This is a genomic window from Parafrankia sp. Ea1.12 (assembly GCF_900465275.1).
GTDB classification, from domain to species: Bacteria; Actinomycetota; Actinomycetes; order Frankiales; family Frankiaceae; genus Parafrankia; species Parafrankia soli.
Window position 1 is genome coordinate 70,164 of the sequence record NZ_UBIZ01000295.1, and the last position, 24,646, is coordinate 94,809.

The 24,646-nt window shown below is 70.6% G+C and carries 28 protein-coding genes and 1 pseudogene; 18 read left to right on the forward strand and 11 right to left on the reverse strand.

Features of this window, described 5'->3' with window-relative positions; all coding sequences use genetic code 11:
- Nucleotides 1–17: 17 nt before the first annotated feature.
- The 3 genes and pseudogenes from FMEAI12_RS39480 to FMEAI12_RS14845 form a co-directional block, all read left to right on the forward strand.
- Nucleotides 18–398, forward strand: a pseudogene (locus tag FMEAI12_RS39480) (transposase); the annotation flags it as partial.
- A gap of 153 nt (nt 399–551) precedes the next feature.
- Nucleotides 552–767: a hypothetical protein gene (locus FMEAI12_RS36630; protein ID WP_160144279.1), complete on the forward strand. Its 216-nt coding sequence runs from the start codon at nt 552–554 to the stop codon at nt 765–767.
- Nucleotides 768–777: 10 nt separating this feature from the next.
- On the forward strand, nt 778–2,178 hold the full coding sequence (locus FMEAI12_RS14845; protein WP_200835291.1) for a phenylacetate--CoA ligase family protein: 1,401 nt from the start codon (nt 778–780) through the stop codon (nt 2,176–2,178).
- Between the two features lie 197 nt (nt 2,179–2,375).
- Here the strand turns inward: FMEAI12_RS14845 and FMEAI12_RS14850 are convergent, their stop codons facing one another.
- Complete coding sequence (locus FMEAI12_RS14850; protein ID WP_112106469.1) at nt 2,376–2,963, reverse strand: DJ-1/PfpI family protein; 588 nt, start codon at nt 2,961–2,963, stop codon at nt 2,376–2,378.
- Between the two features lie 357 nt (nt 2,964–3,320).
- On the opposite strand from FMEAI12_RS14850, the gene FMEAI12_RS38175 reads away from it, so the two are divergent.
- Both FMEAI12_RS38175 and FMEAI12_RS38180 read left to right on the forward strand, forming a co-directional pair.
- Nucleotides 3,321–5,222, forward strand: a complete 1,902-nt coding sequence (locus tag FMEAI12_RS38175) for a hypothetical protein (RefSeq protein ID WP_235014011.1) — start codon at nt 3,321–3,323, stop codon at nt 5,220–5,222.
- Nucleotides 5,185–5,544 carry a GNAT family N-acetyltransferase gene (locus FMEAI12_RS38180; protein ID WP_235014012.1) on the forward strand — a complete coding sequence of 120 codons (360 nt, stop codon included), beginning with the start codon at nt 5,185–5,187 and terminating at the stop codon, nt 5,542–5,544. The genes FMEAI12_RS38175 and FMEAI12_RS38180 overlap by 38 nt, the downstream gene beginning before the upstream one ends.
- A gap of 383 nt (nt 5,545–5,927) precedes the next feature.
- Here FMEAI12_RS38180 and FMEAI12_RS14870 read toward each other — a convergent pair whose 3' ends face one another.
- Entirely contained in the window at nt 5,928–6,866 is a 939-nt protein-coding gene (locus FMEAI12_RS14870; protein WP_112106472.1) for a LysR family transcriptional regulator, read from the reverse strand.
- Between the two features lie 61 nt (nt 6,867–6,927).
- Between FMEAI12_RS14870 and FMEAI12_RS14875 the strand changes: the two genes are divergently transcribed.
- The 3 genes from FMEAI12_RS14875 (at nt 6,928) to FMEAI12_RS14885 (ending at nt 10,639) form a co-directional block, all read left to right on the forward strand.
- Nucleotides 6,928–7,791: an SDR family NAD(P)-dependent oxidoreductase gene (locus tag FMEAI12_RS14875; protein ID WP_112106473.1), complete on the forward strand. Its 864-nt coding sequence runs from the start codon at nt 6,928–6,930 to the stop codon at nt 7,789–7,791.
- 412 nt (nt 7,792–8,203) lie between these two features.
- Nucleotides 8,204–9,223: a nuclease-related domain-containing protein gene (locus FMEAI12_RS14880; protein WP_112106474.1), complete on the forward strand. Its 1,020-nt coding sequence runs from the start codon at nt 8,204–8,206 to the stop codon at nt 9,221–9,223.
- A 147-nt stretch (nt 9,224–9,370) separates the two neighbouring features.
- Complete coding sequence (locus FMEAI12_RS14885) at nt 9,371–10,639, forward strand: effector-associated domain EAD1-containing protein (protein ID WP_131626809.1); 1,269 nt, start codon at nt 9,371–9,373, stop codon at nt 10,637–10,639.
- A 17-nt stretch (nt 10,640–10,656) separates the two neighbouring features.
- On the opposite strand, the gene FMEAI12_RS14890 is transcribed toward FMEAI12_RS14885, so the two are convergent.
- Nucleotides 10,657–11,589: a LysR family transcriptional regulator gene (locus FMEAI12_RS14890; protein WP_112106476.1), complete on the reverse strand. Its 933-nt coding sequence runs from the start codon at nt 11,587–11,589 to the stop codon at nt 10,657–10,659.
- Between the two features lie 57 nt (nt 11,590–11,646).
- Here FMEAI12_RS14890 and FMEAI12_RS14895 point away from each other — a divergent pair, with 57 nt between their 5' ends.
- On the forward strand, nt 11,647–12,498 hold the full coding sequence (locus FMEAI12_RS14895; RefSeq protein WP_112106477.1) for a siderophore-interacting protein: 852 nt from the start codon (nt 11,647–11,649) through the stop codon (nt 12,496–12,498).
- A gap of 189 nt (nt 12,499–12,687) precedes the next feature.
- Here the strand turns inward: FMEAI12_RS14895 and FMEAI12_RS14900 are convergent, their stop codons facing one another.
- Nucleotides 12,688–13,332, reverse strand: coding sequence for a TetR/AcrR family transcriptional regulator (locus FMEAI12_RS14900; RefSeq protein WP_112106478.1), 645 nt, complete (start codon nt 13,330–13,332; stop codon nt 12,688–12,690).
- A gap of 94 nt (nt 13,333–13,426) precedes the next feature.
- Between FMEAI12_RS14900 and FMEAI12_RS14905 the strand changes: the two genes are divergently transcribed.
- The gene (locus FMEAI12_RS14905) at nt 13,427–14,320 is read left to right on the forward strand and encodes an NmrA/HSCARG family protein (RefSeq protein WP_112106479.1); all 894 of its coding nucleotides are present in this window, start codon (nt 13,427–13,429) and stop codon (nt 14,318–14,320) included.
- Nucleotides 14,321–14,363: 43 nt separating this feature from the next.
- Here FMEAI12_RS14905 and FMEAI12_RS14910 read toward each other — a convergent pair whose 3' ends face one another.
- Complete coding sequence (locus FMEAI12_RS14910; protein ID WP_071059750.1) at nt 14,364–14,756, reverse strand: helix-turn-helix domain-containing protein; 393 nt, start codon at nt 14,754–14,756, stop codon at nt 14,364–14,366.
- Between the two features lie 121 nt (nt 14,757–14,877).
- Here FMEAI12_RS14910 and FMEAI12_RS14915 point away from each other — a divergent pair, with 121 nt between their 5' ends.
- Nucleotides 14,878–15,543 carry an NADPH-dependent F420 reductase gene (locus FMEAI12_RS14915; RefSeq protein WP_112106480.1) on the forward strand — a complete coding sequence of 222 codons (666 nt, stop codon included), beginning with the start codon at nt 14,878–14,880 and terminating at the stop codon, nt 15,541–15,543.
- Nucleotides 15,544–15,559: 16 nt separating this feature from the next.
- Here FMEAI12_RS14915 and FMEAI12_RS14920 read toward each other — a convergent pair whose 3' ends face one another.
- Entirely contained in the window at nt 15,560–15,886 is a 327-nt protein-coding gene (locus tag FMEAI12_RS14920; protein WP_112106523.1) for an antibiotic biosynthesis monooxygenase, read from the reverse strand.
- A 58-nt stretch (nt 15,887–15,944) separates the two neighbouring features.
- Nucleotides 15,945–17,042, reverse strand: a complete 1,098-nt coding sequence (locus tag FMEAI12_RS14925; protein WP_112106481.1) for an epoxide hydrolase family protein — start codon at nt 17,040–17,042, stop codon at nt 15,945–15,947.
- 76 nt (nt 17,043–17,118) lie between these two features.
- Here FMEAI12_RS14925 and FMEAI12_RS14930 point away from each other — a divergent pair, with 76 nt between their 5' ends.
- Nucleotides 17,119–17,592, forward strand: coding sequence for a MarR family winged helix-turn-helix transcriptional regulator (locus FMEAI12_RS14930; RefSeq protein WP_368672074.1), 474 nt, complete (start codon nt 17,119–17,121; stop codon nt 17,590–17,592).
- Nucleotides 17,593–17,655: 63 nt separating this feature from the next.
- Here FMEAI12_RS14930 and FMEAI12_RS39260 read toward each other — a convergent pair whose 3' ends face one another.
- On the reverse strand, nt 17,656–18,279 hold the full coding sequence (locus FMEAI12_RS39260) for an alpha/beta fold hydrolase (RefSeq protein WP_112106483.1): 624 nt from the start codon (nt 18,277–18,279) through the stop codon (nt 17,656–17,658).
- 210 nt (nt 18,280–18,489) lie between these two features.
- Between FMEAI12_RS39260 and FMEAI12_RS14940 the strand changes: the two genes are divergently transcribed.
- Both FMEAI12_RS14940 and FMEAI12_RS14945 read left to right on the forward strand, forming a co-directional pair.
- On the forward strand, nt 18,490–18,927 hold the full coding sequence (locus FMEAI12_RS14940; RefSeq protein ID WP_071059755.1) for a PPOX class F420-dependent oxidoreductase: 438 nt from the start codon (nt 18,490–18,492) through the stop codon (nt 18,925–18,927).
- A gap of 76 nt (nt 18,928–19,003) precedes the next feature.
- Nucleotides 19,004–19,657 (forward strand): dihydrofolate reductase family protein, encoded by a 654-nt coding sequence (locus FMEAI12_RS14945; protein WP_112106484.1) that lies wholly within the window; start codon nt 19,004–19,006, stop codon nt 19,655–19,657.
- A 25-nt stretch (nt 19,658–19,682) separates the two neighbouring features.
- On the opposite strand, the gene FMEAI12_RS14950 is transcribed toward FMEAI12_RS14945, so the two are convergent.
- On the reverse strand, nt 19,683–20,480 hold the full coding sequence (locus FMEAI12_RS14950; RefSeq protein WP_165938741.1) for a class I SAM-dependent methyltransferase: 798 nt from the start codon (nt 20,478–20,480) through the stop codon (nt 19,683–19,685).
- Between the two features lie 143 nt (nt 20,481–20,623).
- Between FMEAI12_RS14950 and FMEAI12_RS14955 the strand changes: the two genes are divergently transcribed.
- Nucleotides 20,624–21,481 (forward strand): phytanoyl-CoA dioxygenase family protein, encoded by an 858-nt coding sequence (locus tag FMEAI12_RS14955; RefSeq protein WP_235014013.1) that lies wholly within the window; start codon nt 20,624–20,626, stop codon nt 21,479–21,481.
- A 50-nt stretch (nt 21,482–21,531) separates the two neighbouring features.
- Here FMEAI12_RS14955 and FMEAI12_RS14960 read toward each other — a convergent pair whose 3' ends face one another.
- Nucleotides 21,532–21,873, reverse strand: coding sequence for a hypothetical protein (locus FMEAI12_RS14960; RefSeq protein WP_112106486.1), 342 nt, complete (start codon nt 21,871–21,873; stop codon nt 21,532–21,534).
- Nucleotides 21,874–21,991: 118 nt separating this feature from the next.
- Complete coding sequence (locus tag FMEAI12_RS14965; RefSeq protein ID WP_071059758.1) at nt 21,992–22,201, reverse strand: hypothetical protein; 210 nt, start codon at nt 22,199–22,201, stop codon at nt 21,992–21,994.
- Between the two features lie 643 nt (nt 22,202–22,844).
- Between FMEAI12_RS14965 and FMEAI12_RS14970 the strand changes: the two genes are divergently transcribed.
- From FMEAI12_RS14970 to FMEAI12_RS37170, 3 genes are all read left to right on the forward strand, one after another.
- Complete coding sequence (locus FMEAI12_RS14970; RefSeq protein WP_112106487.1) at nt 22,845–23,708, forward strand: helix-turn-helix transcriptional regulator; 864 nt, start codon at nt 22,845–22,847, stop codon at nt 23,706–23,708.
- Nucleotides 23,705–23,944 (forward strand): DUF397 domain-containing protein, encoded by a 240-nt coding sequence (locus FMEAI12_RS14975; protein ID WP_071059760.1) that lies wholly within the window; start codon nt 23,705–23,707, stop codon nt 23,942–23,944. Before FMEAI12_RS14970 ends, FMEAI12_RS14975 begins: the two co-directional genes overlap by 4 nt.
- A 514-nt stretch (nt 23,945–24,458) precedes the next feature.
- The gene (locus tag FMEAI12_RS37170; RefSeq protein WP_018500571.1) at nt 24,459–24,617 is read left to right on the forward strand and encodes a hypothetical protein; all 159 of its coding nucleotides are present in this window, start codon (nt 24,459–24,461) and stop codon (nt 24,615–24,617) included.
- Nucleotides 24,618–24,646 lie beyond the last annotated feature (29 nt).

A 24,646-nucleotide genomic window follows, 5' to 3' on the forward strand; every position in this document is an offset into this window, starting at 1 on the left:
AGCACTGCGGCTTGCTCGTCGAACACACCTTCCGCCTGTTCAAACAGACCCTCGGCTGGACCGTCCCGAAGGTCCGCGATCCGGCGGCAGCGGACCGCTGGACCTGGCTGATCCTCGCCGCTCACACCCAGCTCCGGCTCGCCCGCCACCTCACCGACGATCTCCGTCGCCCCTGGGAGAAACCCGCGCCAGCCGGCCGGCTCACGCCCGCCCGTGTCCGGCACGGGTTTCGCCACCTCCGCCCGAACACCCCACTACCGGCCCGCGCACCGAAACCCAGCCGACCAGGACCCGGCAGGCCCCGCGGCTCAACCAACCGCCACCGCCCGCCTCATCCCACCATCGGAAAAATCAGAACAGACCCAACGGATGCGGTGGTCGGGAAGCAAGCAGGTTAAACGGCAGGCCTAGCGCGATTCCCGACAGGTACTCCGATCCGGATCCCAGAGTCGCCACTGACTCGGAAGCGGGTACCGGGTCGCCGATCGCGGTCGCGTCACGGCAGTACGCCGCCGGTTGGCTGGCAGGTCCAGCAAGCCGGCGGCGCGCTCGTGTTCGCGGTCAGGGCATCACGGCGCTGGCGGCATCTCGGCGAGGACGTCCGCCGCGGCGGACAGACCGAGACGGGTAGCGCCGGCCTGGACGAAGGCCTGGGCCTGGGCCGTGTGCTGGGGCTGGGGCTGTGGCTGGCGGGCTGGGCGATCCGTCACCATTGCCCTGACGGTGTCGGCCGTCGGCTCACTGCCGCCGCCGCGCGGCTGGCGTGACCGCTGGGCCGTGGCCGACACTGTGTGCGTGCCCCGGGAGGACCCCAAGGCGGCCTACCAGCGTCTGCGCGCAGCGCACCTGAGCGCTGTGCAGGCCGCGATCGAGGACCATGTGGCGCGGCTGGCGTGGCCGCGCCAGCGAATCGAGCGTTACCGCACCGAACGACTCCGGTCGTTGCTGGGGTTCGCGCGCGAACGCTCGCCGTTCCACGCGGCCCGGATGGCCGACATCGACCCGGCCACGGCGACGGTCGACGACCTCGCACGGCTGCCAGCCATGGTCAAGCAGGATATTCAGAATGAATGGGACAGGATCGTCACCACGCCCGATATCGACCGTGCGGGCGCCGAGCGGGTGCTGGCCCGGCAGGGCTGGTTCTCCTACACACCCGCGGGACTCCAGGTATTCAGCTCGGGCGGCTCAAGCGGTGTGCGCGGCGTTTACGTATGGGACTGGGAGCAGTTCGTCACGCTCGCCTGTCTCGCCTGGCGATGGCAGGCGCGTGGCGAGCGCGCTTCCGGCTCGGCCGGCCGCCCGGTGCGACTGGCCGTGGTGGAGGCCGGCGAGCCGCCACACGCCAGCACGCCGTTGTTCGACGTCGCGACCGGGCCGTCGACGCAGACCGTCGTGATCCCGGCGGCGGCGCCGTTCGATCAGGTGCTGCGCGCCCTGGCGGACGCGCGGCCGACCCATCTCGTGGGCTACGCCTCGGTGATCGGCCGCCTCGCCCGGGCCGCGATCATGGGAGAGCTCGATATCCGGCCGGTTCGGGTGAGCACCAACTCCGAGCCGCTCAGCGCACAGGACCGCCACGCGATCGACACCGCCTGGGGCGCCCCCGTCCACAACCTGTGGGGCTCGACCGAGATCGGCGTCCAGGCAGTCGGCTGCGGCCACGGCGACGGCCTTCACATCTGCGAGGACGAGGTGATCCTCGAGCGGGTCGATGCGGCCGGGCGCTCGGTCGCTCCCGATGAGCCGGCGGCACGCACGCTCGCGACCGGGCTCGCGGGGCGCACGTTTCCGTTTGTTCGCTATGACCTCGGTGACGAGATCACGCTGCTGCCCGGCCGCTGCGCATGTGGCAGTTCGATGCCGCGCGTCGCCGACATCGTCGGTCGGCGTGACGACGACTTCCGCTACGGGCGGCGAATGGTCCCGGCGAGCGCATTCCGGTACGTGCTGGGTACCGACCCGCTGATCTCGGAGTATCAGGTGCGTCAGACCGCGGGCGGGGCGGACGTGCTCGTGGTCGGGTCACCCGACGCCGCCGTGGTAGCCGCGGCGCTGGCCTTCTCGCTGCGGCCGTATGGACTTACGAATCCCGACATCAGCGTAAGCGTCGTCGAGCAGATCCCCCGGCACGCCTCGACAGGCAAGCTCAAGCGGTTCATCGCGCTGAGTGGCTAACCGCTTACATCCCGACGTCAAGATCGGTATCAGGGTGAATCCTGCGGATATGCGCACAGCGGCACCGGCATGCCCGGGGTGGCCAACGGGTCGTCGGTCAGCAGCTCGTCCGCTTCGGTGCGTGCGTATCCACCGACTCTCGTTCCCTGCCTGCCCCAGCATCGTGAACGTCCAGCCCGACAGCACGACGGGCCGGATCAGATCGGCGGTCGCGGGTCGTACTGGATGCCGCGCCGAACCTGTCGTGCGCGCTCGACGTCCTGGAGACGCGCCACGAGGTGCAGTGCCATGTCGATGCCCGCGCTGACACCTGCCGAAGTGACCATGTCGCCGTCGTCGACGAAACGGTCGTCGGGACGGGCCGTGAGCGTCGGGTCGAGCTCGCGCAGCAGATCGAGCGATCCCCAGTGGGTCGTCGCCGGTCGCCCCGCCAGCAACCCGGCTCGCGCGTACACCAGCGAGCCGGTACACACGCTGGCCATGAGCGGCACCTGCGCACGTTGCCGGCGCACCCAGTCGAGCTGCCCCTCGTCGTCCAGGTGGGCGCGGGTGCCCTGCCCACCGGGATAGATCAGCACGTCGAGCGGCGGAGACGTCTCGTACGAGTACTCGGGGTGGACGACGAGTCCCTTGGCGGCCCTGACCGGCGTGCCGTCTCGGGAGAGCGCGGTGACCCGCCAGCCGTCGTCAGGAAACCGGCGGGCCCAGAACGAGAGCACTTCCCACGGCCCGACCGCGTCGAGTTCCTCAAAGCCGTCGAACAGCAGAATCCCGATGGTTTTCACACGCCCACCTTCACAGGTCCGGGCCCTGACTCCGACCCCGTTCACCTCGGCTATCGCGGCGGGACCGCTCCAGAGTCCGGCAGAGGCAGCACGAGGGCCGCCCGCGTCAGCCCGGTGGCTGATACCCGCACTGCCCGTGCTGCAGTGGGGGAAACCCCACCGAGAAGGCTCCTTAAACCCCACCACTAAGACACCAGGAGACCGGCGGTCACAAAGCGTCGACGACGCCTAACTTCATGCACCGCAACGTCTAACAACAGTCGACATGCGCAGTTCCGGTGGTCGAACCGTCCGAGGGCTGGCTTCTTGGCCGTGTCCGGAATAATGACCGCCGCACTCATGGTTGCTGGGACCTCCGTGGCCCCGGCACTCGCCGCCGACCGGCACGATTACATCAGTACACCAGACCACGGTGACGAATCCGGACGCGGCGCCGGGTGGCGTGGCGAGCTGGTGTCGTGGGCGCCCCTCGCCACGCTGACTGATCGGGCCGACGTCGATGCCTTTCTTCGCGAGGAGAGTTTCGATGCGGGAACCGACCGGTACGGGGTCAGCACCTATCAACTGGTGTACCGGACGGTCGACCCCGGCGGGGCGCCGACCACGGCGAGTGGCCTGCTGGCCGTCCCCCTGAATGACCGGAAATGGCTACAGCCGGTTTCCTTCGCGCACGGCACGCAGATGTTCAGGGACGACGCGCCCTCCACGTCGTCCGACGGATTTCTCACCGCCCCACCTGTGACCTTCGCGTCCGCCGGTTTCGCCGCGGTGGCCCCCGACTACCTCGGTCTCGGCGAAGGGCCGGGACCGCACCCGTGGATGGATGTCCCGTCAGAGACCACGGCCTCCCTCGACCTGCTGCGGGCCGCCCGTGCCTTCCTGGCCGACAGGGGCAAGCAGCTCCGACGTGACGTGCTGGCCACCGGCTTCTCGCAGGGCGCGTCCGCTGCGCTGGGACTGGGCCGGGCCCTGCAGGGCGGTGCGGACCCATGGTTCCAGCTGGGCGGCCTCGCGCCGATCAGCGGCGCCTACGCCTTCCAGAATGCGGAGATCCCCGCCGCGCTCAACGGGGAGCTGCACCCGAAGTTCACCGTTGCCTACATGACGTACCTGCTTGTCGCGTTCAACCGGCTTCACCACATCTATGATGCGCCGAACGAGATCTTCCAACCCCGCTACGTCGACGTCTCCGAACTGTTCGACGGCACGCACCCAGGAATTGAGGTTCTCAACGACCTGCCCGACACCTTGTCCGAGCTGCTGACACCGCAGGGCTTCGCCATGCTGGCCCATCCCACCGGCGCGTTCGCGACCGCGCTGGCGGAACTCGACAGCGTCTGTTCCGACTGGACTCCGACCGCTCCCACACGGCTGTATCTCAGCCCCGGCGACGAACAGGCCGCCAACGCCAATTCCACGCACTGTCGCGACCGTTTCGCCGCACGAGGAATTCAGGTCCCCATCGTGAACGTGGGCGTCGACCGCGACTACAGCGGCTTCGTCCATGAGGGATCCGGACTGCTCGGCACGGCCGCGGTGGCCCGCTGGTTTCTAACACTGCGCTGGCCTTGGAGCGCAGGGGCCGACGTCGGCAGCGGCCGTCGCGACAGGACCCAGGACCGCCGGGAGGCAAGGTGGTTCAGGCGGCGCCCAGACCATGGGGCGCCGCCAATCGTTACGGTCCGCGGAACAGACCCGCCGAACCGCGCCGGACGGGTGCGGCGCAGGCATAGTCGACACCGGCGGCGGGTGCGGCGCAGGCATAGTCGACACCGGCGGCGGGTGCGGCCTCGACGTCCGCGCAAGGACCTGCCACGCATGGAATCCGAGGGAGAACGGGCACGTGCCGAACACAGACGTAGGGCTACCGGGTCAGGAGACCCTGCTCGCGAGCTGGGAAGCGCTGGCACGGACGTCGTCCGGAGCTCGACTGATCCGGTCGTCAGAAGTAGCCGCCGCCATGTTCCCCGCGTGGGCGCCGCTGAACAACGCGATCGTGTCAACCGGCGACGCCGACCTTCCCACGGCTTCCGTCATCTCCGGGCTACGCGGCATGTACAGGAAGGCTGGCGTCGCCACCTGGGCGTTGTGGATGCCCAGCCGGACGACGGACCTGAACGCGCCCGACCACCCGCGCACGCTCGACGGATTCCAACGCGACACGACGACGCTCGTCATGCGGGCGGATCTCCGGCCCGGGCTGGGCCGGCACGACAGCGTCATGCGGGCCTCGCTCGCCGCCGCCACCCGGGCCGGTGACGAGCCGGTCCCGGTTGCCGAACTGGGCGAGCCGGAGAGCGTCCCGGGCCTGACGGCCTGGGTGCTGGTGCGGGATGACTTCGCTGTCGCCAGCGCCTGGAGCTTCCTACACGGCACCGACTGCGGGATCTACGCTGTCGGCACGGTGCCGGCCTGGCGACGGCGCGGCCTGGCGACCACGTTGCTGCGGCACATACTCGCCGTCGCCGAACAGGATGGCGCGCGGACCGCGACCTTGCAGTCCACGCGCATGGCCCGGAGTCTCTACGAGTCGCTGGGCTTCACCGCCGAGGGCCGCTACGAAGAGTGGATCTCGCAGTAGGCCGTCGAAGGCGGAACCCGCGTGCGCGTCACGGTATCTGCGGCGGCCCTGCTACGGGGGGTCGAGCGCGAGCGCCTGCCGGATGGTGTCGCGCGCGCAGCCGCGAAGCCACCGATGCGGCCCGTCGGCCTCGTGGCGGGGATGCCACGCCTGCGCGATCGTCAGGGTGGGCAGGTCGAATTGCGGCGGGGCGATCGCCGAGAAGCCGCGGTCTGGGCCTCTTCGGGTGTCACCTGGCCGAGCAGGCCGGTGAAGACCGTGAACAGCCGCTGTTCGTCGCGGGTGTGGCCGACGAGCAGTTCGACGTCCCGGCTGGCGCCGGCCGCCGCGGCCTGCCGCGGCCTGCCGCGGCAAGATCCTGGCCACGCTCGAACGCTGACATCTCACTCGTTCTTTCCGATATCCGTGGCAAGCGCGGACCGTTCCGTCCCACTCGTCGCCGTGATCACGTCCTGGCAGGCGTCGACGAAGTCGGTGACGATCTGGCGCCGATCGTCGCGGCGCCAGATCAGCGCAAGCTGGCTGCGGGGGGCGTCGATGAGCGGACGGGTGACGACCCCGGCGCGGTGGAGCAGCGGCGCGTTGCCCGCGGCGAGCAGGACGATGCCGATGCCTCCCACCAGGGCCTCGTAGGTCTCTTCCGCGCTGCGCACGACCGCGCCGATCCGTGGTGGCGCCGGGAGCAGGGCGGTGAGCAGCCAGAAGTCCCGCAGGTCGCCGGCGTCCTCCGGCAGCGCGAGGAACGGCTGGTCGGCGAGGTCAGCGAGGCGCAGTTCCGGGTGCGCAGCGAGCGGATGGTCCTCGGGTATCGCCACCAGCAGCGGCTCCTGGGCAATCACCATGGTTGCGAAGTCCCGCGCCGACGACAGTGGCAGCCAGGCGAAGGCGAGGTCACAGGAGCCGTCGGCGAGCCCGGCCGTCGGATCGTCCCACTGGACCTGCCGCAGCTCGAAGTCCGCCGCCGGCTGCCGAGACCGGAACCGCGACCGCAGGGCCGGGAGCAGCCCGCGCCCGGGGCTGGTGCTCATCCCCACCACCAGGCTCGATGCCAGCGCGGCGCGGTGCCGCGCGACCGCACTGTCGGCGTCGTCCCAGGCCGCGAGGACGCGCCGCGCGTAAGGCAGGAGCACCGCCGCGGCGTCGGTCAGCCGGACGACGCGCCGGTCCCGCTCGAACAGGGTGACGCCGAGCTGTCGTTCCAGCTGCCTGACCTGCCTGCTCAGCGCCGGCTGCGAGACGAAGAGCCGCTCGGCGGCGCGGGTGAAGTGCAGCTCCTCGGCGACCGCGACGAAGTACCGGAGCTCCCGGACGTGGATGTCCATAACCAACGGCTATCACAGCGGGTCTTGGACGCACCACGCCCCGGCGCCGCAGGCTTGGGTCATGGACAAGGTATGGATCATCACAGGTGCGAACAGCGGCTTCGGCCTTGCCTTCGCCCGCGCGGCCATCGAGGCCGGCGACGTCGTTGTCGCCGCGGTCCGCCGTCCCGAAACGATGGACGCGCTCGCGGCCCAGTTCCCGGACCGGCTCGACGTCGTCCCGTTCGACGTCACCGCCACGACACGCGCGCAGGCGGTCGTGGACGACATCGTCGCCCGGCACGGCCACGTCGACGTGCTGGTCAACAACGCGGGCCGTACGCATGTCGGCGCCGCCGAGGAAACAACCGAGGACGAGCTGCGTAGCCTGTTCGAGCTGCACTTCTTCGGCGTGGTGGCGCTCACCCGAGCGGTGTTGCCGCAGATGCGCCAGCAGCGCCGGGGCGCGATCGTGCAGCTGAGCAGTATGGGCGGCCAGATGTCGTTCGCCGGGTTCTCGGCCTACAGCGCGACGAAGTTCGCCCTGGAGGGCTGGTCGGAGGGTCTGGCCCACGAGGTCCGCCCGTTCGGCATCGACCTGCTGATCGTCGAGCCGGGGGCGTTCCGCACCGGCCTGTTCGATCCGACGCGCCGGACGTTCAGCACCGACCAGGGCGACTACGCCGACACCGTCGGCGGCACCCGGGCGATGGTCGAGGGTGGCGACGGCGACCAGGCGGGCGACCCGGCGAAGCTGGCCCGGCTGGTCGTCGAGGTGCTGGGCTCCGGCCGGGTCCCGCTGCGGCTGCCGGTCGGCGCCGACGGGGTCGACGCCGTGCTCAGCCATCTCGACGCGGTGCGCGCCGACATCGATGCCTGGGAGAAGGCGGCACGGAACACCGCGTTCGACCCCGCCTCCGACCCCGCGTCCGCGCCGACGCCCTGACAATCAACGGCCGCGCCCGCGTCGAGAAGTGGTTGAGGCGGGCCGGCCGGCGAGGAACCCTGCCGGTCGGCGAGAGTTCGTGGCCCCGAACGGTTGCTCCGCATACCACGCTCCCGTACGCGGTGTGACGACGCACGAATTTCGCTATACGAAGGGTAGCGACCGCCGCAGATCCCGGAAATCGGTTCCGACCAGTAGTCGCGCTGGTCAGCGGCCTAATACTGATTCGCTTTCGGGGCGCGGGCTTGCCGGCCGTCGCAGAACCGCTGGATGGGCTCCTCACCTCGGGATAGTGTGGCGCGGTCGCATCGTACGGGGGTCGTCTGTCAGAAAGACGGCGACTCGGCGCGCGACAAAGGCGATTGATCGACCCTGATCCGTCATCTTCGTCGACAGGAATGGGCGCGCAGGCATGGGCGAGCTACATGTGATGCGGTGGAACCGGTATGGGCACGCTCGGCTTTACGTGAACCTTCCGGACGGGCAGAGCGTGGCCTGGTTCGACCTGCGGACCGATCAGCTCAACATCCTGCTCGACGTAGATCGGGATGCGGTGCTCGCCGCACTCGCCCCCTACCTGGGACAACGGCCGGAGCCCTCGGCCCACCCACCGCCGTCGCACGTCGTGCCGCCGCCGCCGGCGCCCGTATCGCCGCCGGCACCGCTGGCGGGATGGACGCCGGAAGTGCCTGGGCGCACCGGGTCCCAGACCGTGCCGCTGCCGGCCGTGCCCCTACCGGCCGTGCCCCTGCCCGGATCGCCGCCCATGCAGCCGCCGGGCGCCCCCGGGCTGACTGGTGGCGCACCCGCGGACGACCTCGCCGGCAATCCGCCCGGAGCCGCGATCCGGGCGAAGATCGAGGAGCTGACGCCGGGTTTCTGGCGTGCCCTGCTCAACCGTCTGTTCCGCCGGCCGTCGGAGACCGACGGGTGGCGCAAAGGGCTGGTCGGCGAAGAGACGGTGGGCGCGGAACTGGAGCTGCTCGCCGGCCGGGGATGGCGGGTGCTGCATTCGATACCGCTACCCCGAGGCGTCGACATCGACCATCTGCTGATCGGACCGGGCGGCGTGTTCACCTTCAACACGAAATACCACGTCGGCGCCAGGATCTGGGTGGGTGACCAGGCCGTGAAGCTGGGAGGTCAGCCCTATCCGTACGTCCGAAAGGCCCGGGCGGAGGCCAGCCGGGCATCGGCGGCGCTGAGTGGGGCCTGCGGATTCGCCGTGCAGGTCGACGCGGTGCTGGCATTTGTCGCGCCGGCGAAGCTGACCGTGGCGCCCTCCCGTGATGTAGTCCATGCCATCCGAGTCCACGCCATCCGGCACGACCAGATCGCGACCTTCAGTGATCTTTCGGCGGTGTGGCAGCCAGCCCATGTCGAGCAGATCTATGCCGCGGCGCGAGACCGGCGTAACTGGCTGAACGCCTGACGGCAGGCTGGGCAGCCTCCCGCCCCGCCCGCCTTCGATTCCCCTGCGGCACGTGAGTGGGTGCCGCGTAGGGTGATTCCTGGGGCCTCGCCAAGGGAGGGGAAGATCGTCGAGCTTCTCGCCGGTTTCCAGGCCGAGGTCACCGGAGTGACCTTGGTCTTCTTAGGTAAATCGACCCTGCAGCTGGCCATCATTCTTCTCGGCCTCAGCCTGGCGTTCGTCCCGTTCGCCTCCTCGCGGCCTCGGAGCACCCGGCGGCGGCAGCAGCACAAAGCCCGCGTCCGGGTCGCGGCGGTCGCGTCTGCCATGGGTACGACAGGTCTGCCGTCCGCCGATCAGATCGTCGACCACGTCGCCAAACGCAATAAAATCGTTGCTCGCACACAGGTGTTGCTCCTCCCCCCGATTATCGTCATGCTGCTGGGGATTTCCGTATCCCTCTGCGGGATAATCCTGCGCGACCATGCCAGATCACCTGACGGAATACCGCTCAGTACATTAGGCAGCGTGTTCGGCCTCACGGCTGCCTTCCTTATTTTCTTCGGCGCCTCCGAAGGAGTGCGACGATGGATATGGAATCAGAATCCCGAATTCTTCGCGACACATCACCTGCTGCACGCCATCGAGCTGATGTTGAAGTTACGACCCGATGCGTCAGCTGACGGCGGCACCATGGACATCAGTCAGGTTCGCCGGGACATCGTAGCGGAGCTCGGGCAGGCCGCCAGATACGTGCGGAGGCTGATCGGACGGCGCCGCCCCTTCGTCGGCCCTGAGGAGCTGGACAATGCCCGCGAAAGGGCTGCGCAGCTGGCACGGGCGATCAGCAGTCAGCAGGAGACAGTCATCTATGGCTCGCTCGCGGAGATCTTCCCGCTGGTCCCGGCGGTCTCGCGGAGTCTGGCAGCGCTTGTCGAGCAGCGCTTCGGGGACCTTCCCCTCAGCGGTGGAGTCAGGCTGCCCGCGGATGCCGACGAACGCACGCGCGGAGCGCACGGGGGAACCGATGACAACCGGACCGACGGTTCCGGTGAGCTACCACACCAGTCATCCTCCGGCCGCTTTCGCCCCGAAGATGTGGACACGTTTCGGCGGGAGATCGCACAGGTCTACACCACCACCGCCAGCGCGGAGCCGATGCTCACCCGGGCTGGATACCCCCGCGAACGACGACCGAACATCGACTACCATCACCCCGAGGCCGCCTGGGAGGAGATCTTCCGCGACCTCGGAAACGGAATCATCGAGGATCCGTTCAGGACGCTGCTCGCCAGCGCCCTCGAATCCTACCCAGCCAATCCGATCTTCACGGAGCTGGCCCACCGCTACGACGTACCAGTGCCGCCATCTCGGCGGCAGGAGATTCCGCAGCGGGCACGACGGGCGAAGCAGCGGATCAAGCGACTGCGTTTCTAGGGTTAGCGGGCGGCCTGTTACGGGGGATCGAGCGCGAGCGCGTGCCGGATGGTGTCGCGCACGTGGCCGCGAAGCCAGCGATGCGGCGCGTCGGCCTCATTGCGGGGATGCCACGCCTGCGCGATCGTCAGGGTGGGCAGGTCGAGGCCGATATCGAGAGCCACCAGGCCGAGGCTGGTGAGCAGACCGCGGCCGAGCCGGGCGGGCACCAGGCCGACCAGGTCGCTGCCGGCGACGAGCAGCAGCGCGGCGGAGTGGGACGGAACTGAGACCGCGACCGTCCGGCGCAGACCGCGCGCGGCGAGGGCCTCGTCCAGCGGGCCCGCGAAGCGTCCCCGGCGGGACGCCGTGACGTGCCGGGCGGCGGCGAGGCGTTCCGGCGTCAGGCGACCCCGGGCCAGCGGATGCCCGGAACGGACGACGGCGAGAGCCTGCTCCTCGGCCAGGACCTCGATGTGGATTTCCGGTGGGGTCGAATCGATCTCACCGATCTCCAGGTCGGCGGTCCCGTCGCGGAGGGGGTCGTCGGTCGCGGACGGCTCGGGGAGGAACCGCACCCGCGCACCCGGGGCGTCCCGAGTCAGCCGGTCGAGCAGATCGACGCCGATCGCGGTGGTCAGCGCGTCGCTGGCCAGGATGGTGAACGTCCTGGTCAGGGTGGCCAGGTCGGGTTCCCGAACCGGGGCGAACACGGCGTGGGCCCGTTCGACCAGGGCATGCACCTCGGCCTGGACGGCCAGCGCCCGCGGGGTGGGCACCATCCGATGGCCGGCGCGCACGAGGACCGGGTCGTCCATCGCCCGCCGTATGCGCCCCAGCGCACGGCTGACCGCGGACTCGGTCAGCAGCAGCCGCCGCGCGGCGCCGCTGACGCTCCGCTCCTCCAGCAGGGCATCGAGAGCCACCAGGAGGTTGAGGTCCAGCGAGAACGTCGATTGCATGGCATGCATCTTGCCATTGAGTAAGTTTCATTTGAGTGCTGATCGTCTGCTGCCTACGCTCGCCTCGTGACCGACGACTCCCCGACCGACTCCCCGGCCCATCCCCGGCGGGGGCCACTCGCGCTGCTGGACCGGGTGCTGCTGCGCGCACGGGTCGACAGCGTCGACCCGCTGGCCCGGCGCACCCGCCGGATCGTGCTGGCCGGCCCCGCGCTCGCCGGCCTCACCTGGACACCGGGCCAGAACGTGACCCTGTTCCCCCGGGACCCGACCCGGCTGGACAGCTGGCGGCAGGGGCCCCGTGACATCAAGCGCAGCTACTCGGTCTGGGAGTACCACCCGGCCGGACGGCTGGCGTTGGCCGTGTACGACCACGGCGGCGACTCCCCCGGCGCGGCGTGGGCCCGCGGCGTCGCGCCGGGAGACGAAGCGATCATCACGAAGCCGGACGGACGCCTCGTCGCGCGGGCCGACGCGAGCTTCCACCTGTTCGTCGGTGACGACACCGCGGCGGTTCCCTTCGGCGCGATCCTGCGCGGCCTGCCCGCTTCCGCCCAGGTCCGCGGTGTGTTCGAGTGCGACGACCCGGCGGACGCACTGCCCTTGCCCCGGGCCGGGGACCTCGCCTGGAGCTACCGCCACGGTGCCCCGGCCGCCGGCTCCCCGCTGCTGCCGGCGGCGCTCGCCGACCTCGACCTGCCCGATCCGCGGGACCCCGCCACCAGCACCAGCACCAGCATCGACATCGGGTCCGGGTCCGGGTCCGATGGCCGCACGGGCCGGCCCGTCGCCTACGTCGCCGGGGAGGCCCGGACCTGCCAGGCCGTCCGCCGCCACCTGGTGAGTGAGCGGGGCTGGGAGCGCCGCCAGGTTATCGTCCAGCCGTTCTGGACCCCGGGCAAACGCGGCATGGACTGACCCGGCCACTCACGATCCGGCGTCCACGGCCGAGGGTGTCGCCAGCGGTGACCTTGACGAGCATCGACCAGTTCGGCAGGTCGATACGACGGCCCTCGTCGCGACCGCGCGCGAAGCCTTGAACCGGTTGTGGCCCGGCTGAAGGCGATTCGTCTGGCGTATGGGCGTTGGGCGTATGGGCGTTGAATGTCACGGCGCCGTCACCTCAGGAGACGGCTGGCCGTGGCCGTGGCCGTCGCGATCAGAAGCCGAGGTCGGTGCCATCTGTGGATCCCGCGCTCCGGCCAGCCCGCAGATCATCATTGAGAGCAGTCGTTCCGCCCGGCCCGACGGGTCGGACGACTGCTCGCTCGCCCACGCGATCGCGGCGACGAACGCGAGCAGGTCGTCGATGGTGATGTCGCCGCGCACGGCCCCGGTCCGCGCCGCACGTTCGAGCAGCCCGGCGCCGGCGGCACGCATGGCCGCGCACGAGCCGTGCAACGCCGAGCTCTCATCCTCGAGGGCCGCCAGGATCGAGGCGGGCAGGCCCTGGTAGACGGCGGAGCCGGTGGCGACCTCCCCCAGCCACGTGAGCAGCGCGTCACGGGGACGCGGCGCGGCGAGCAGGCTCTCGGCCCGCGCGCGCAGCCCGTCGAAGCCCCGGCCCAGCAACGCCTCCAGCAACGCCTCTCGGGTCGGGAAGTGGCGGTAGAGCGTGCCGATGCCGACACCGGCGCGGCGCGCGATGTCCCGTAGCGAGGCGTCGATGCCGTGCTCGGCGAACACGTCCCGGGCGACATCAAGGATCAGTTCGTAGTTACGGCGAGCGTCCGCGCGCGGCGACTCGGCCAACCGGCTCCTCCATCATTGACATCCGGAGCACCGCTCCGTATGTTTCGGAGCACCGCTCCGGAAGATGACCCGAACCTAACAGAAGGGGCTCCGCATGCCGACGCCCGATCGGACCATCCTCGTCACCGGGGCCACCGGCCAGCAGGGCGGGGCCACCGCGCGACGTCTCCTGGCCGACGGGTGGCGGGTAAGGGCGCTGGTCCGCGACCCCGCCGGGCCGGCGGCGCGGCGGCTCGCCCTCGACGGCGCCGAACTGGTGACCGGTGACCTGGACGACCGGGACACGCTGGCCGCCGCCACCGAGGGCGTGTACGGGGTGTTCAGTGTTCAGCCGGCAAGCCACGCCCCCCATTTCGTCGAGGGGGAGGAAAGGTACGGCGTCAACGTCGCCGACGCGGCCAGGAACGCCGGGGTCCGGCATCTCGTCTACACCTCCGCGGCCGGTACCGATCGAAACCCGGACGGCCCCGCGGCCTCGAAGGCGCGGATCGAGCGCCACATCCGGGAGCTCGGCCTTCCCGCCACCGTGCTGCGTCCCGTCATGTTCGCGGAGAACCACACCGACCCGGTCTTCGGCGTCACCGGCCAGGCCTCGCTGGTCCGGATGATCCCGGCGGGGGTGACGGTTCAGCTCATCGCCGTCACCGACATCGGAGCGTTCGCCGCCCTCGCCTTCGCGGATCCGGCCCGCTATGTGGGTGCGGCGCTGGAGCTGGCTGGCGACGAGTTGACCCGCGAACACCTGATCACCGCGATCAGCCGCGCGACCGGGCACGACCTTCAGCTGGATCCGCTCCCCCGGGAGACTCTCGTCCAGCTCGGGGTCGACGTCGACGGCCTCGAGCGGGAGAAGTCCTTCAACGGCTGGCAGGCCGACATTCCCGCACTGCGGCGACTGCACCCGGGGCTGATGGACTTCGAGACGTGGCTGGCGAGGGAAGGCGCGGCCAGATTCGCCGCGCTGTTCGCCGAACCGGCGAGCCGCTGACACCCCCGGTTCCCGGGGCGTACCCGCATCCGCCACTCCGGTTTCAGTCAGCGCCGGTACGCCCCTGGAGCTCCGCCGATCCGTCCTGCGCGTCCTGTAGTTCCTCGCCATGCTCGGTGATCCAGTTTCCGAGCGCTTCCATCGGACCGTCCACCAGGCTCTGCCCGAGTGGAGTCAGCGCGTATTCGACCCGCGGCGGGGCCTGCGCGAACGCACGGCGGGCCACCAGACCGTAGGCGCCGAGCCGGCGTAGCGATTCGGTGAGGACCTTGTCGCTCATACCGCCGATCGCGACGCGCAGCTCGCGGCGCCGGCACGGCCCCGCGCGAAGAGCCACCAGCACGACCGGGTCCCAGATGTGGATGAACAGGTCGGTCACCGCCCGGATACGGCAGTCTGCCACCAGGTCCTCGCAGTGACGTCCCTGATCGCTCATCCCGGCCATCGTCGCAGGTCTCGCGTGCACCGATTGGTGCGTAACGGCCGCCTTACGGTCTCGGTCCGAGGCGATCGCGTCGAACGCGGTCGACGCGCACAAGCACGCACGAGGAGGAACCATGCGGATCGGGATTCTGGGCACCGGGGCGCTGGCCGAGGGGTTGGGGCGGGCCTGGGTCCAGGCCGGGCACGAGGTGGTGATCGGCGGTCGATCGCGCGCCAAGGCGGATGCGCTCGCGGAACGCCTGGGCGCGACGGCGCGGGCGGCCGCACCACGCGCGGCTGTCGCCGAGCGCGACGCGGTACTGCTGGCCGTGCTGTGGACCGGTGTCGAGGATGTCCTGCGCAGCGCGGGCGCGAACGAGGGAACGCTGGCGGGGGTTCCGTTGATCGACCCGACGAACGCGGTCGAGCACGGCGTCGGCGTCCTGCTCACCGAGCAGGGCGACTCGGCCGCGGCCCGGATCGCCGCGGCGGCTCCTGGAGCGCACGTCGTGAAGGCGTTCCACCTTTATCCCGCGGCCCAGTGGGCACGACCGCCGGCCGGCGGCGCCGGTGCGGACACATCAGCGCCCACAGTGGCGATCTGCGGCGACGACGAGGCGGCGCTGCGGGTCGTGAGCGATCTCGTCCGGGACGTCGGCGGCGTACCGGCCACGCTGGGAGCGCTGGTCCGCGCACGTCAGCTCGAGGAGGTCGCGGGCTTCGTCATCGGGCTGGCGTTCGCGGGCTTTGATCCGGCTTCGGCCATCCCCCGTGTACCGACGGGAACAGTGTCCGCCTAGCCGAAGACGGAAACGGTCAGCCGGCCGAGCCGCCGGCGATCGTGTAGCTCCACAGCTCGCTGTGCACGCCAACCGGCCTGGGCGCCTCGCCGCCGGCGCGTTCCGCCTCCGAGCGGTGCCCGTGGGCGAAGGCCGGCGAGCTGACCCACGCCTGGAACGACTCCTCGTCGCGCCAGCGGGTCACCACCAGCCACGTGGTGCGGTCGTCGGTCGGCTTGAGCAGCTCGAAACCCTCGAAGCCGTCCCGGTCGTCGACCGCGCCGGCCCGCGCGGCGAAACGATGGGCCAGCTCGTCGCCGCTGTCCGGATCGACGGAGATGGCGTTGATCTTGATGACGGTCACGGTGCCCCGGCTTCCCCACTCGGTGGTCACAACTCGGTGGTCGCACGTTTCGCCGATGTTATCGGCCGCCCAGGTTCAGGAAAAACGCGCGGATGTCGGCGGCGAGCAGCTCGGGCGCCTCAAGCCCCGCGAAGTGGCCGCCGCGGTCGGCCTCCGTCCACCGGGCGATCGGCAGCCGCCGCTCGGCGTACGACCGGACCGGGCGGGTGATGTCCTCGGGCAGGACGAGGACGCCCACCGGCTGGACGGTGCGCCACGACCGCGGGCCGCCGGTCTCCCGGTGCAGACGGGGCGCCGTCCCGGCGGTGCCGGTCAACCAGAACAGCGTCACGTTCGTGAGCACCCGGTCGGGACTGATCGGGAAGTCCCGGGCCGCCCACATCGTCATCGGGTCGAGCAGCCAGGCGAGCAGCCCGACCGGCGAGTCGTTGAGGGCGTACGCCGGGGTCTGCGGCCGGGTGCCGTTGACCAGCCGAACCGCCGGCTGGTCGCGCAGGTAGGCCTCGGTCTGGGCGAGCCGCTCCTGGTCCCCCGGTGTCAGCCGGGTGCGGTCCGGGTCGCCCGGCAGCCGCGGTGTCGGAAGATAGTTGAGGTGTATTCCGACGACGTGGTCGGCGTCGTGCTGTGACAGGGCCCGGGACACCGACGCCCCCCAGTCACCGCCCTGCGCGCCGTAACGGTGGTATCCCAGGCCGCGCATCAGCTCCGCCCAGGCACGTGCCACCCGATCGACGTCCCAGCCGCGCTCGCGCGTCGGGCCGGAGAAGCCCCACCCCGGAATCGACGGGACGACCAGGTGGAAGTCCGCCGAGAGCGGCCCGATCACGTCGAGGAACTCCACGACCGACCCCGGCCAGCCGTGGGTCAGCACCAACGGGAGCGCGTCCGGCCGGGGGCTGCGCAGGTGGAGGAAGTGGATCCGCTGGCCGTCGATCTCGGTGACGAACTGTGGATGACTGTTCAGCTCGGCCTCCGCGGCCCGCCAGTCGTAACGGTGGCGCCAGTGGTCGGCCAGTTCCCTGACCCTGGCCAGCGGCACGCCGAACTCGTCGCCGACACCCGGCAGTTCGTCGGGCCAGCGGGTGCGGTCGAGGCGTGCGTGCAGGTCGTCGAGGTCGGCCTGCGGTATGGCGACGCGGAAGGGTTCAATCTTCATCGTTAGTCTCCCTAACGTTAGTAACACTAACGTTAGGTCGTTGGTGTCACTAACGCAAGCCCCTAGGATGCGGTCCATGCCGGAACGCGACCGCCACGGGCCGACCAACCCGTCCGCCGTCCCCGCGCGCCTGCGGTCACTGGCCAGCCGGCTCCTCGGCCGCGGCACGGTGCACGCGGAACGGATCTCGAACGCCCGTCTCGCCACGGCGGGGGCGACGCGGTGGCAGTACGCGACGCTGGTCACGCTCCGCGACAGCGGCCCGGCAAGTCAGGCCGCGCTCAGCGAGCGCACCGGCATCCACCGCAGTGACATGGTGGCCGTGCTGAGCGGCCTGGCCGAGACGGCGTACGTGCAACGCGCCCCCGACCCCGCCGACCGACGCCGCAACATCGTCACGCTGACCCCGGCCGGACGGTCCTGGCTGCACACTCTGGACCAGCTCGTCGACGAGACCCAGGACGAACTGCTCGCCCCGCTCGCCCCGGCCGAACGCGCGGAGCTGGTCCGCCTCCTGCAGCGCATAGACGATCACCACTCGGCACATTGAACACACCGCGCGCCCAGGTCACCGGACGCGACCTCGAGGTGGATCCGCTTCCCCGCCAGGCTCTCAGTTTGGCAGTACCGCGGGCTCCGGCCGGCGAGCGAGAAATCCTCCGCCGGAGGGTACGACCGGCGGCGGGGCGGCGGCATCTCCGGACGACGGCACCAGGAACCGGCGGAAGGTGGCCGGGATGTCGCGCTCCAGCTCCGCCTCGGGCGCGCCCTGCTCCTGGAAGTAGACGACGTAGTAGCCCTCGCCGAAGGTCTCGCGCATGAGCTCCACCGGTGGACGGGTGGTGCGCTCGAGGTACGGCACACTGAGGCCGACCACACCACGGACGAGATCCGGGCGCAGCAGCGCGGTATGCCAGGCGACGACCGCACCCCAATCCTGGCCGACGACGGCGGCGGGCCCGTCGCCGAGGCTGGTGACGAGGCCGACCACGTCCCCGACCAGGTGCAGGATCGTGTACGCCGAGACATCGGCCGGACCACCCGTACGCCCGTAGCCGCGTTGGTCCGGGGCGACGGCGTGGAAGCCCGCGTCGGCGAGCGCGGTGAGCTGGTGCCGCCACGAGTACGACGACTCGGGAAAGCCGTGTAAAAGAATGACCAGCGGCCCGGAACCGGCCTCGGCGATGTGCATGCGCAGGTGGCCCACGGTGATTGAGCGGCGCGTGATGTCAGCCATGACAGCATTATTCGCAGATTGATCAATAATGCCACAGGCGGCCACTGGTATGGCAGGCCGCGAGCGGGCAGGCTCGAACAGGACGACCACAAACGGCGCGGACGACCAGCCCAGACAGCCTGGGCCGCTGAACGGACGGGATAGGTTGGACGGGTTGGACGGCCGCCGGCACGGCGCCCGACGCCGGTGCGCAAGAGAGGAAATCGACCCGTGAGCATTCTGCCGCAGGAACTGAGGGACCTCATCGAGTCCGGCCCGATGGCCCACCTGACCACCATCAACGCCGACGGCAGCCCGCAGGTGACGGTCATCTGGATCGGCCTGGACGGCGACGCGATCGTCACCGGGCACATGTCGAAACAGGTGAAGCTACGCAACATCGAGCGTGACCCGCGGGTCGTGTTGTCCTTCGACGCCCCGCGGGTGCCGGGCGCCTTCCTGAACCAGTACGCCGTGGTGCGGGCACGGGCGACGGTCACGCCGAGCGATGACACCTGGGACCTGCTCAACCGCCTGGCGAAGGTCTACATCTCGCCGGACGCCGAGTTCCCGGCGCCGCGGGGCCCGGGATTCATCGTGCGCTACGCCGTGGAGCGCGTCAGTGGTGTCGGCCCATGGGTACCGGCGGCCGGCTCGGCCACCCACTGATCAGCCATCCGAACGCCGCGCTGACGACCGTCGCGTCGTCGCGACCGCGCATTTTACGAGAGCAGGAGGTCGGCCCGTGTCTCGTGTACGAGTCCACAACTTCTCCGTCTCTCTCGACGGTTATGGCACCGGCGAGGGGCAGAGCCTCGAAAGGCCGTTCGGTCACGCCGAGGGGCGGTTGCACGACTGGTTCTTCCACACCAGGTCGTTCCGCGCGATGCACGGCGAGGACGGCGGAGACACCGGGGTGGACGACGCGCTTGCCGGAGCATGGGAGCCGGGCATCGGCGCCGAGATCATGGGGCGGAACAAGTTCGGGCCGCAGCGCGGCCCCTGGGAGGACCACGAATGGACGGGGTGGTGGGGCGAGGATCCCCCGTTCCACACGCCGGTCTTCGTCCTGACCCACCACCCCCGCCCGCCGTTGGTGATGAAAGGGGGCACGACGTTCCACTTCATCGACGCCACCCCGCAGGAGGCGCTCCGCCAGGCACGGGAGGCCGCCGGCGGCCTCGACGTCCGGATCGGTGGCGGGCCGACCATGGTCCGCGACTTCCTGGCAGTGGATCTGATCGACCACCTGCACGTGGCCGTCGTCCCGATCCTCCTCGGCCGCGGGGTGCGGCTGTGGGAGGGCCTCGAGGAGATGGAGAAGCGCTTCACCGTCGAATCCACGACGACCCCCAGCGGCATCACCCACGTGACCTTTACCCGACCCGCCGATCAATGATGAAACGCGGCCCAGGGTAATTGACTTATCTTGCGCGAGCCGGCGTCCCGGGAGACTGGCTCTCGAAGATCAGGCAAGGCGTACGGATTCTGGCTGGCCGGGCCTCGGCCGGGTTCGGGAGACCGCGAAGAGCGTCCAGCGCGGGTTCGACGATCGTGGACCATTTCGACGCGGGGACGTCCCAGAAGGTCGACCATGTCCGGAGCTCGATCTGCCGGGCGGCTTCCAGCGGGGTCGAGGGACGTCCCGCGCCGGTGAGGGTGAGGTCGGCGACCAGGCGCAGGCCGGCCTGCTCTGCGAGCCGGGTGACGGTGTCGGGCGCGTCGCGACGGGACGCGCCGTCGGCAAGCGTGGCCTGCATTGCTTGGATGATCTCGGAGATGTCCGATCCGTCGGGCGCCCCGGCCCCGACGAAACCGAACCGGCCGCCCGGGCGCAGCACCCGGACGACCTCGGCCAGCACTGCGGGCTGATCGCCGACGAGGTGCAGCACGTGCACCGCGGCGCAGGCGTCCACGGTGCCTGAGCGGAGTGGGATCGCTGTCGCGTCAGCGCGCAGGATCCGGCCGGACAGCCGTCCCGCGGCGCGGGCGAGCATCCGCTCGGAGAGATCCACTCCGGCCACGGACCAGCCGAGTTCGACGAAGGCGGCGGAGACCAGACCGGTACCGACGCCGATCTCCAGCAGCCGCGCGCGTTCCGGGGGCGTCTCGCCGAGCAGGTGCGGAGCGAGCGCGGCGGCGACGGTCCGGCCACGTTCCGCCCCGCCCCGCGTCTCGTCGTAGCGGTCCGCCATACGGTCAAAGTTCACGGACTCCGGCACAGTCCAAGGCTAATCCCGCACCACGACACCCCGCCGTCGCAGGCCGCCGCCCAGCGCGGACGCGCCGAGGTGAGCGGCGAAAAATGCGTGGCGGGCGGCTGCCGGTCGCGGGCAGACTCGTTCACCGGAGGTGGTCGCGGCCCATGACGTCCGGATTCACGGCCGAGTCGTCCCGTCCCATGCTTACCGGCGAGGAGATCGAGAGGTTCGTCGCGGACGGATTCGTGCGGGTGGCTGGGGCGTTCAGCCGCGCGGTCGCCGACGCGGGCCGGGCGATTCTCTGGGAGACGATCGACGCCGATCCCGCGGACAGCGCGACCTGGACGCACCCTGTCGTCCGCGTGGGCGGGCGCGCCGACGAGCCGTTCCGCGCCGCCGCGTCCTCGCCGCGGCTGAGTGCCGCGTTCGACCAGCTCGTAGGCCCCGGGCGCTGGCTGCCCCGGGTCGGGCTGGGCACTTTCCCGATTCGTTTCCCGCACCCCGACGACCCGGGCGACACAGGCTGGCACATGGATGGCAGCTACGCCGCGGACGACCCGGCGCAGGCCGCGGCGACAGCGCCCTGGCCGTGGCTCAATGTGGCCTCACGCGGCCGTGCCCTGCTGATGCTCTTCCTGTTCTCCGACGTCGGCCCGGCCGATGCCCCGACCAGGATCAAGGTCGGTTCGCATCTGGACGTCCCGCGGTTCCTCGAGCCGCTCGGTGGGCGCGGGACGGACGTCCTGAGCCTGTGCCGGACGATGGACGCGGCCGGCCGGCTCGACGCCGCGGACCGTCCGACCGCGCTGGCCACCGGGCAGGCCGGGGACGTCTACCTCTGCCACCCGTTCCTGATCCACGCCGCGCAGGTGCACCGGGGGTCGACTCCCCGGTTCCTCGCCCAGCCGCCGCTCGAGCCCGACGGCCCGCCGCTCCTCGGCGACACGGATCTCCCCCGCTCTCCGGTGGAGCAGGCGATCCACCGCGGGCTGGGAGGCGACGACCCGGCGGCCTCCGGCTGAGCCGGCCGAGGCGGTTGCGGCGGTTGCGGGCCGGCTCTGACAGCCTGCGCTCAGGAGGCTTTGACCTGGCGGCGGAGCCTGTTCCGCGGGCGCGGGCTCACCGTTCCCGGCGGCGGCGCCGACGGAGCGACGAAGGCGGACGGGACGGGGAGCGGCACCGGCGGCGGCGGTGCGCAGTAGCCGTACTCGACCTGGCGCCGCCAGACGGTGAGTCGGCACTGCTCGCCGCTCACCGTCCAGGTGCGGCGCTCGGCGCGGTCCTCCACCTGTACGGGGCCGGTATTCGCGGGTTCGGCTGATCGTAGGTGCGCCCAGGAATGCGCGTCCTCCCACTCCGCGAACGTGCCCACGAGCTCACCGTCGCCGTCGAACACAAGAAATCGCCGGGTCATCGTCGTCCCGCCTCTCTTCTCACCGGCCGGCCGGGTCTTTTCGGCGGTCGGGTTGTCTCGCCGGTCGGAAGGTCTCGCCGGTCGGTGGGTCTCGCCAGCTGGTGGGTCTCGCCGCGCTTCACCGGACCCGGCGGATACCCGCCGGCGACAGGAAGGACAGCGGCGCGACCAGGTAGTCGACATAATGGTTCTCGACCGCGTACGCATCGGCGTCGGACGCGGAGTCGAAGGCGAGGACGATCCGGCGCGCCCGACGCGGACCGGCCGCGAAGAGGATCACGCCGAACATCGAGGAGGAGTCGGGGTCGTCAGCCTCCCCCAACCGCATCGTGGCCGGCCGGACGCGCCTGCCGCAATGACCCCTGCTGCGTGAGTAACGATTCATCGGGACTCCAGTTCCCAGTTCTGGCGGGGCGGCCGCGCGGGCGCGGCACCCGCCCCCGCGAAGGCGCTCCGGACGGATGTCGGTCACGAACCGGCCGGCGGCTGGGGCTGTCACCGGACACGGCATGGCCGAGACCATCGCCGGCCGACGGGCGGCACGGCGCACGGCAGCCTGACGGGCGGCACGGCGGGCAGCGGCCTGACGGGCGGCGGGCACGGTCACCGGGCCGACCGCACGGATCGACGGAGAGACCATGCCGACGTGGCAGGCCGACCCGATGGCGCAGCCCAACCTGATGTGGGCGGCCGACCCGCCGTGGCAGGGCGGGCGGCACCGGCTCACGGCCATCCATCCCGTCCCGACCAGCACCGACGCTCCCCCGGTAGGCCCCATCGTCGACAACATCTCACCCAGGGGCTCGATTTCGCCACTCAAGGTGAGCACCGCTTCTGCAGCATGGAGCTTGCACCACGCATATGCAAGCCCTTGTGTGTTGGTTTCACTACAGATTGCGCACTATCTATGTGATCAGATTGTGGATGCGTAACGGAATGCTCCACAACGGTTCCGGTGACCGGGAGGACGGGTGACGGCGAGGAACAGCGGTCCCACGGTGCGGCGCCGGCGGCTCGGCGCCGAGCTCCGCCGCCTGCGCGAGGCCGCGGGTGTGGACGTCGAGCAGGTCCGCGAGGTGCTGCGCTGCTCGGCGTCGAAGGTGAGCAGGTTGGAGAACGGGCGGATCCCGGTGCGCACGAGGGATGTGGCGGACCTGCTCCGGCTGTACGGGGTGACTGACGCCGACCACCGCGAGGCGCTGCTCGGCCTGGCCCGCGAGTCGCGGCGGCACGGTTGGTGGCAGGCCTACCAGGACGTGGTCCCGGCCTGGTTCGAGGTCTACATCGGCCTCGAGGCCGACGCTTCCTCGATCAGCGTGTACGAGCCGCAGCTCGTCCACGGCCTGCTGCAGACCGCGGACTACGCGCGGGCGGTGATGCGCGCGAGCAACCCGGAGGCGCCCGACGACGAGATCGAGCGCCGGGTGGCGCTGCGGCTCGACCGGCAGTCGCGGCTGCGCGGCGACAGCCCGCCCCGACTCTGGGTGATCCTCGACGAGGCGGTCCTACGCCGCCCGGTCGGCGGCGCGGCGGCGATGCGCGCCCAGCTCGAGTGGGTCGCGAAGACATCCGAACTACCGAATGTCACCGTTCAGGTGCTTCCCTTCGCAGCCGGGGCACATGCCGGTATGGGCAGCACATTCTCCGTTCTGGGATTCGCGGACGAGACGGATCACGATGTGGTCTACATAGAAAAAGGCGCCGGAAGCCTCTACCTGGAACGTCCGTCAGAAATTCGCCGCTATAGAGTCAGGTTGGATCACCTGATGGCGTCCGCTCTTGGCCCGGCGGACTCCGTGGCGTTGATTTCCGCTGTTTCGGAGGAGCTTCGATGAGGACATCCAGGAAACCGGCGGTCACCGACCCGGCCGCGCTCCCGTGGCGCAAGAGCAGTCACAGCGGCGGGGAGGGCGGCATGTGCGTCGAGGTGGCCGACGTCGACGGCGGTGTGGCGGTCCGCGACTCCGCCGACCCGCTCGGCCCGGTTCTGGCCTTCAGCAGCGCGGAGTGGGAGGCCTTCCTCGCCGGGGTCCACGACGGCGAGTTCGACCGCCCGCGCGCCCGCCGCTGACCGGCGGATCCGGACAGCCGGCGGGTGTCAAGCCGCTGACCAGCCGTTCTTCGGCTCTTGCGTAACCGGCTCACGTCGCGCACTCTGTAGATGTTCGTGCGGGCCGCGTTGTTCCAACGTCACGGTCGTGTCGATCGTGCGATGCCCGCTGAGGCCGAGCGCGGGCGCACGGTGCCCGTCCCGTCACGGAGGAGCGACGTCGTGATTGCCATCGAGCGGGTACCCGCCCCGGCCTGACCCGGCACGATCTGCCGGGCGGTCACCCCACGCCGGCTCCGTGACCGGGCCGCCTGCCCATCGCACACCGCACTTCCGACCAGCACCGACGGTCGCGTCGAGCCCGATCCAACTGCTCCGCTCGGTCCGCTCGGTCCGCTACAGCCCAGTCCGCTCAACAGTTCAACCCGCTCTACTGCTCAGTCCACTCAACAGCCCAGCCCGCTCGGCCCAGTCCGTTCCTTTGGATTCGCCCGTAGTACTCCACCTGTTCCCCTGGTACCGGGAGGTGATCGCCGTGGCCACCGCCACGACCAACCTGCTGAACACCCCGCTGAGCGATCCGCGTGCGGAGCGGGTCCGCCGCGCCGCGCTCGCCGCGTATGTGGACGGGAAGGTCAGCTTCGCGCAGGCGAACTCCCGGGTCAGCAAGGCGATCGAGCGCTTCGGGCACTGACCGCACGTCAGACCGCAGGTCAGGGACCG

Excerpts from the sequence above, each read along its gene's own strand:
- FMEAI12_RS14955 (WP_235014013.1), top strand. The coding sequence starts at position 20,624 with ATGACGTCCGGATTCACGGCCGAGTCGTCCCGTCCCATGCTTACCGGC.
- FMEAI12_RS14915 (WP_112106480.1), top strand. The coding sequence starts at position 14,878 with ATGCGGATCGGGATTCTGGGCACCGGGGCGCTGGCCGAGGGGTTGGGG.
- FMEAI12_RS14870 (WP_112106472.1), bottom strand. The coding sequence starts at position 6,866 with ATGGACATCCACGTCCGGGAGCTCCGGTACTTCGTCGCGGTCGCCGAG.
- FMEAI12_RS14925 (WP_112106481.1), bottom strand. The coding sequence starts at position 17,042 with ATGAAGATTGAACCCTTCCGCGTCGCCATACCGCAGGCCGACCTCGAC.
- FMEAI12_RS14930 (WP_368672074.1), top strand. The coding sequence starts at position 17,119 with ATGCCGGAACGCGACCGCCACGGGCCGACCAACCCGTCCGCCGTCCCC.
- FMEAI12_RS14975 (WP_071059760.1), top strand. The coding sequence starts at position 23,705 with ATGAGGACATCCAGGAAACCGGCGGTCACCGACCCGGCCGCGCTCCCG.
- FMEAI12_RS14880 (WP_112106474.1), top strand. The coding sequence starts at position 8,204 with ATGGGCGAGCTACATGTGATGCGGTGGAACCGGTATGGGCACGCTCGG.
- FMEAI12_RS38180 (WP_235014012.1), top strand. The coding sequence starts at position 5,185 with ATGCGGGCCTCGCTCGCCGCCGCCACCCGGGCCGGTGACGAGCCGGTC.
- FMEAI12_RS39260 (WP_112106483.1), bottom strand. The coding sequence starts at position 18,279 with ATGGCTGACATCACGCGCCGCTCAATCACCGTGGGCCACCTGCGCATG.
- FMEAI12_RS14875 (WP_112106473.1), top strand. The coding sequence starts at position 6,928 with ATGGACAAGGTATGGATCATCACAGGTGCGAACAGCGGCTTCGGCCTT.
- FMEAI12_RS14960 (WP_112106486.1), bottom strand. The coding sequence starts at position 21,873 with ATGACCCGGCGATTTCTTGTGTTCGACGGCGACGGTGAGCTCGTGGGC.
- FMEAI12_RS14910 (WP_071059750.1), bottom strand. The coding sequence starts at position 14,756 with ATGAGCGATCAGGGACGTCACTGCGAGGACCTGGTGGCAGACTGCCGT.
- FMEAI12_RS14905 (WP_112106479.1), top strand. The coding sequence starts at position 13,427 with ATGCCGACGCCCGATCGGACCATCCTCGTCACCGGGGCCACCGGCCAG.
- FMEAI12_RS14965 (WP_071059758.1), bottom strand. The coding sequence starts at position 22,201 with ATGCGGTTGGGGGAGGCTGACGACCCCGACTCCTCCTCGATGTTCGGC.
- FMEAI12_RS14890 (WP_112106476.1), bottom strand. The coding sequence starts at position 11,589 with ATGCATGCCATGCAATCGACGTTCTCGCTGGACCTCAACCTCCTGGTG.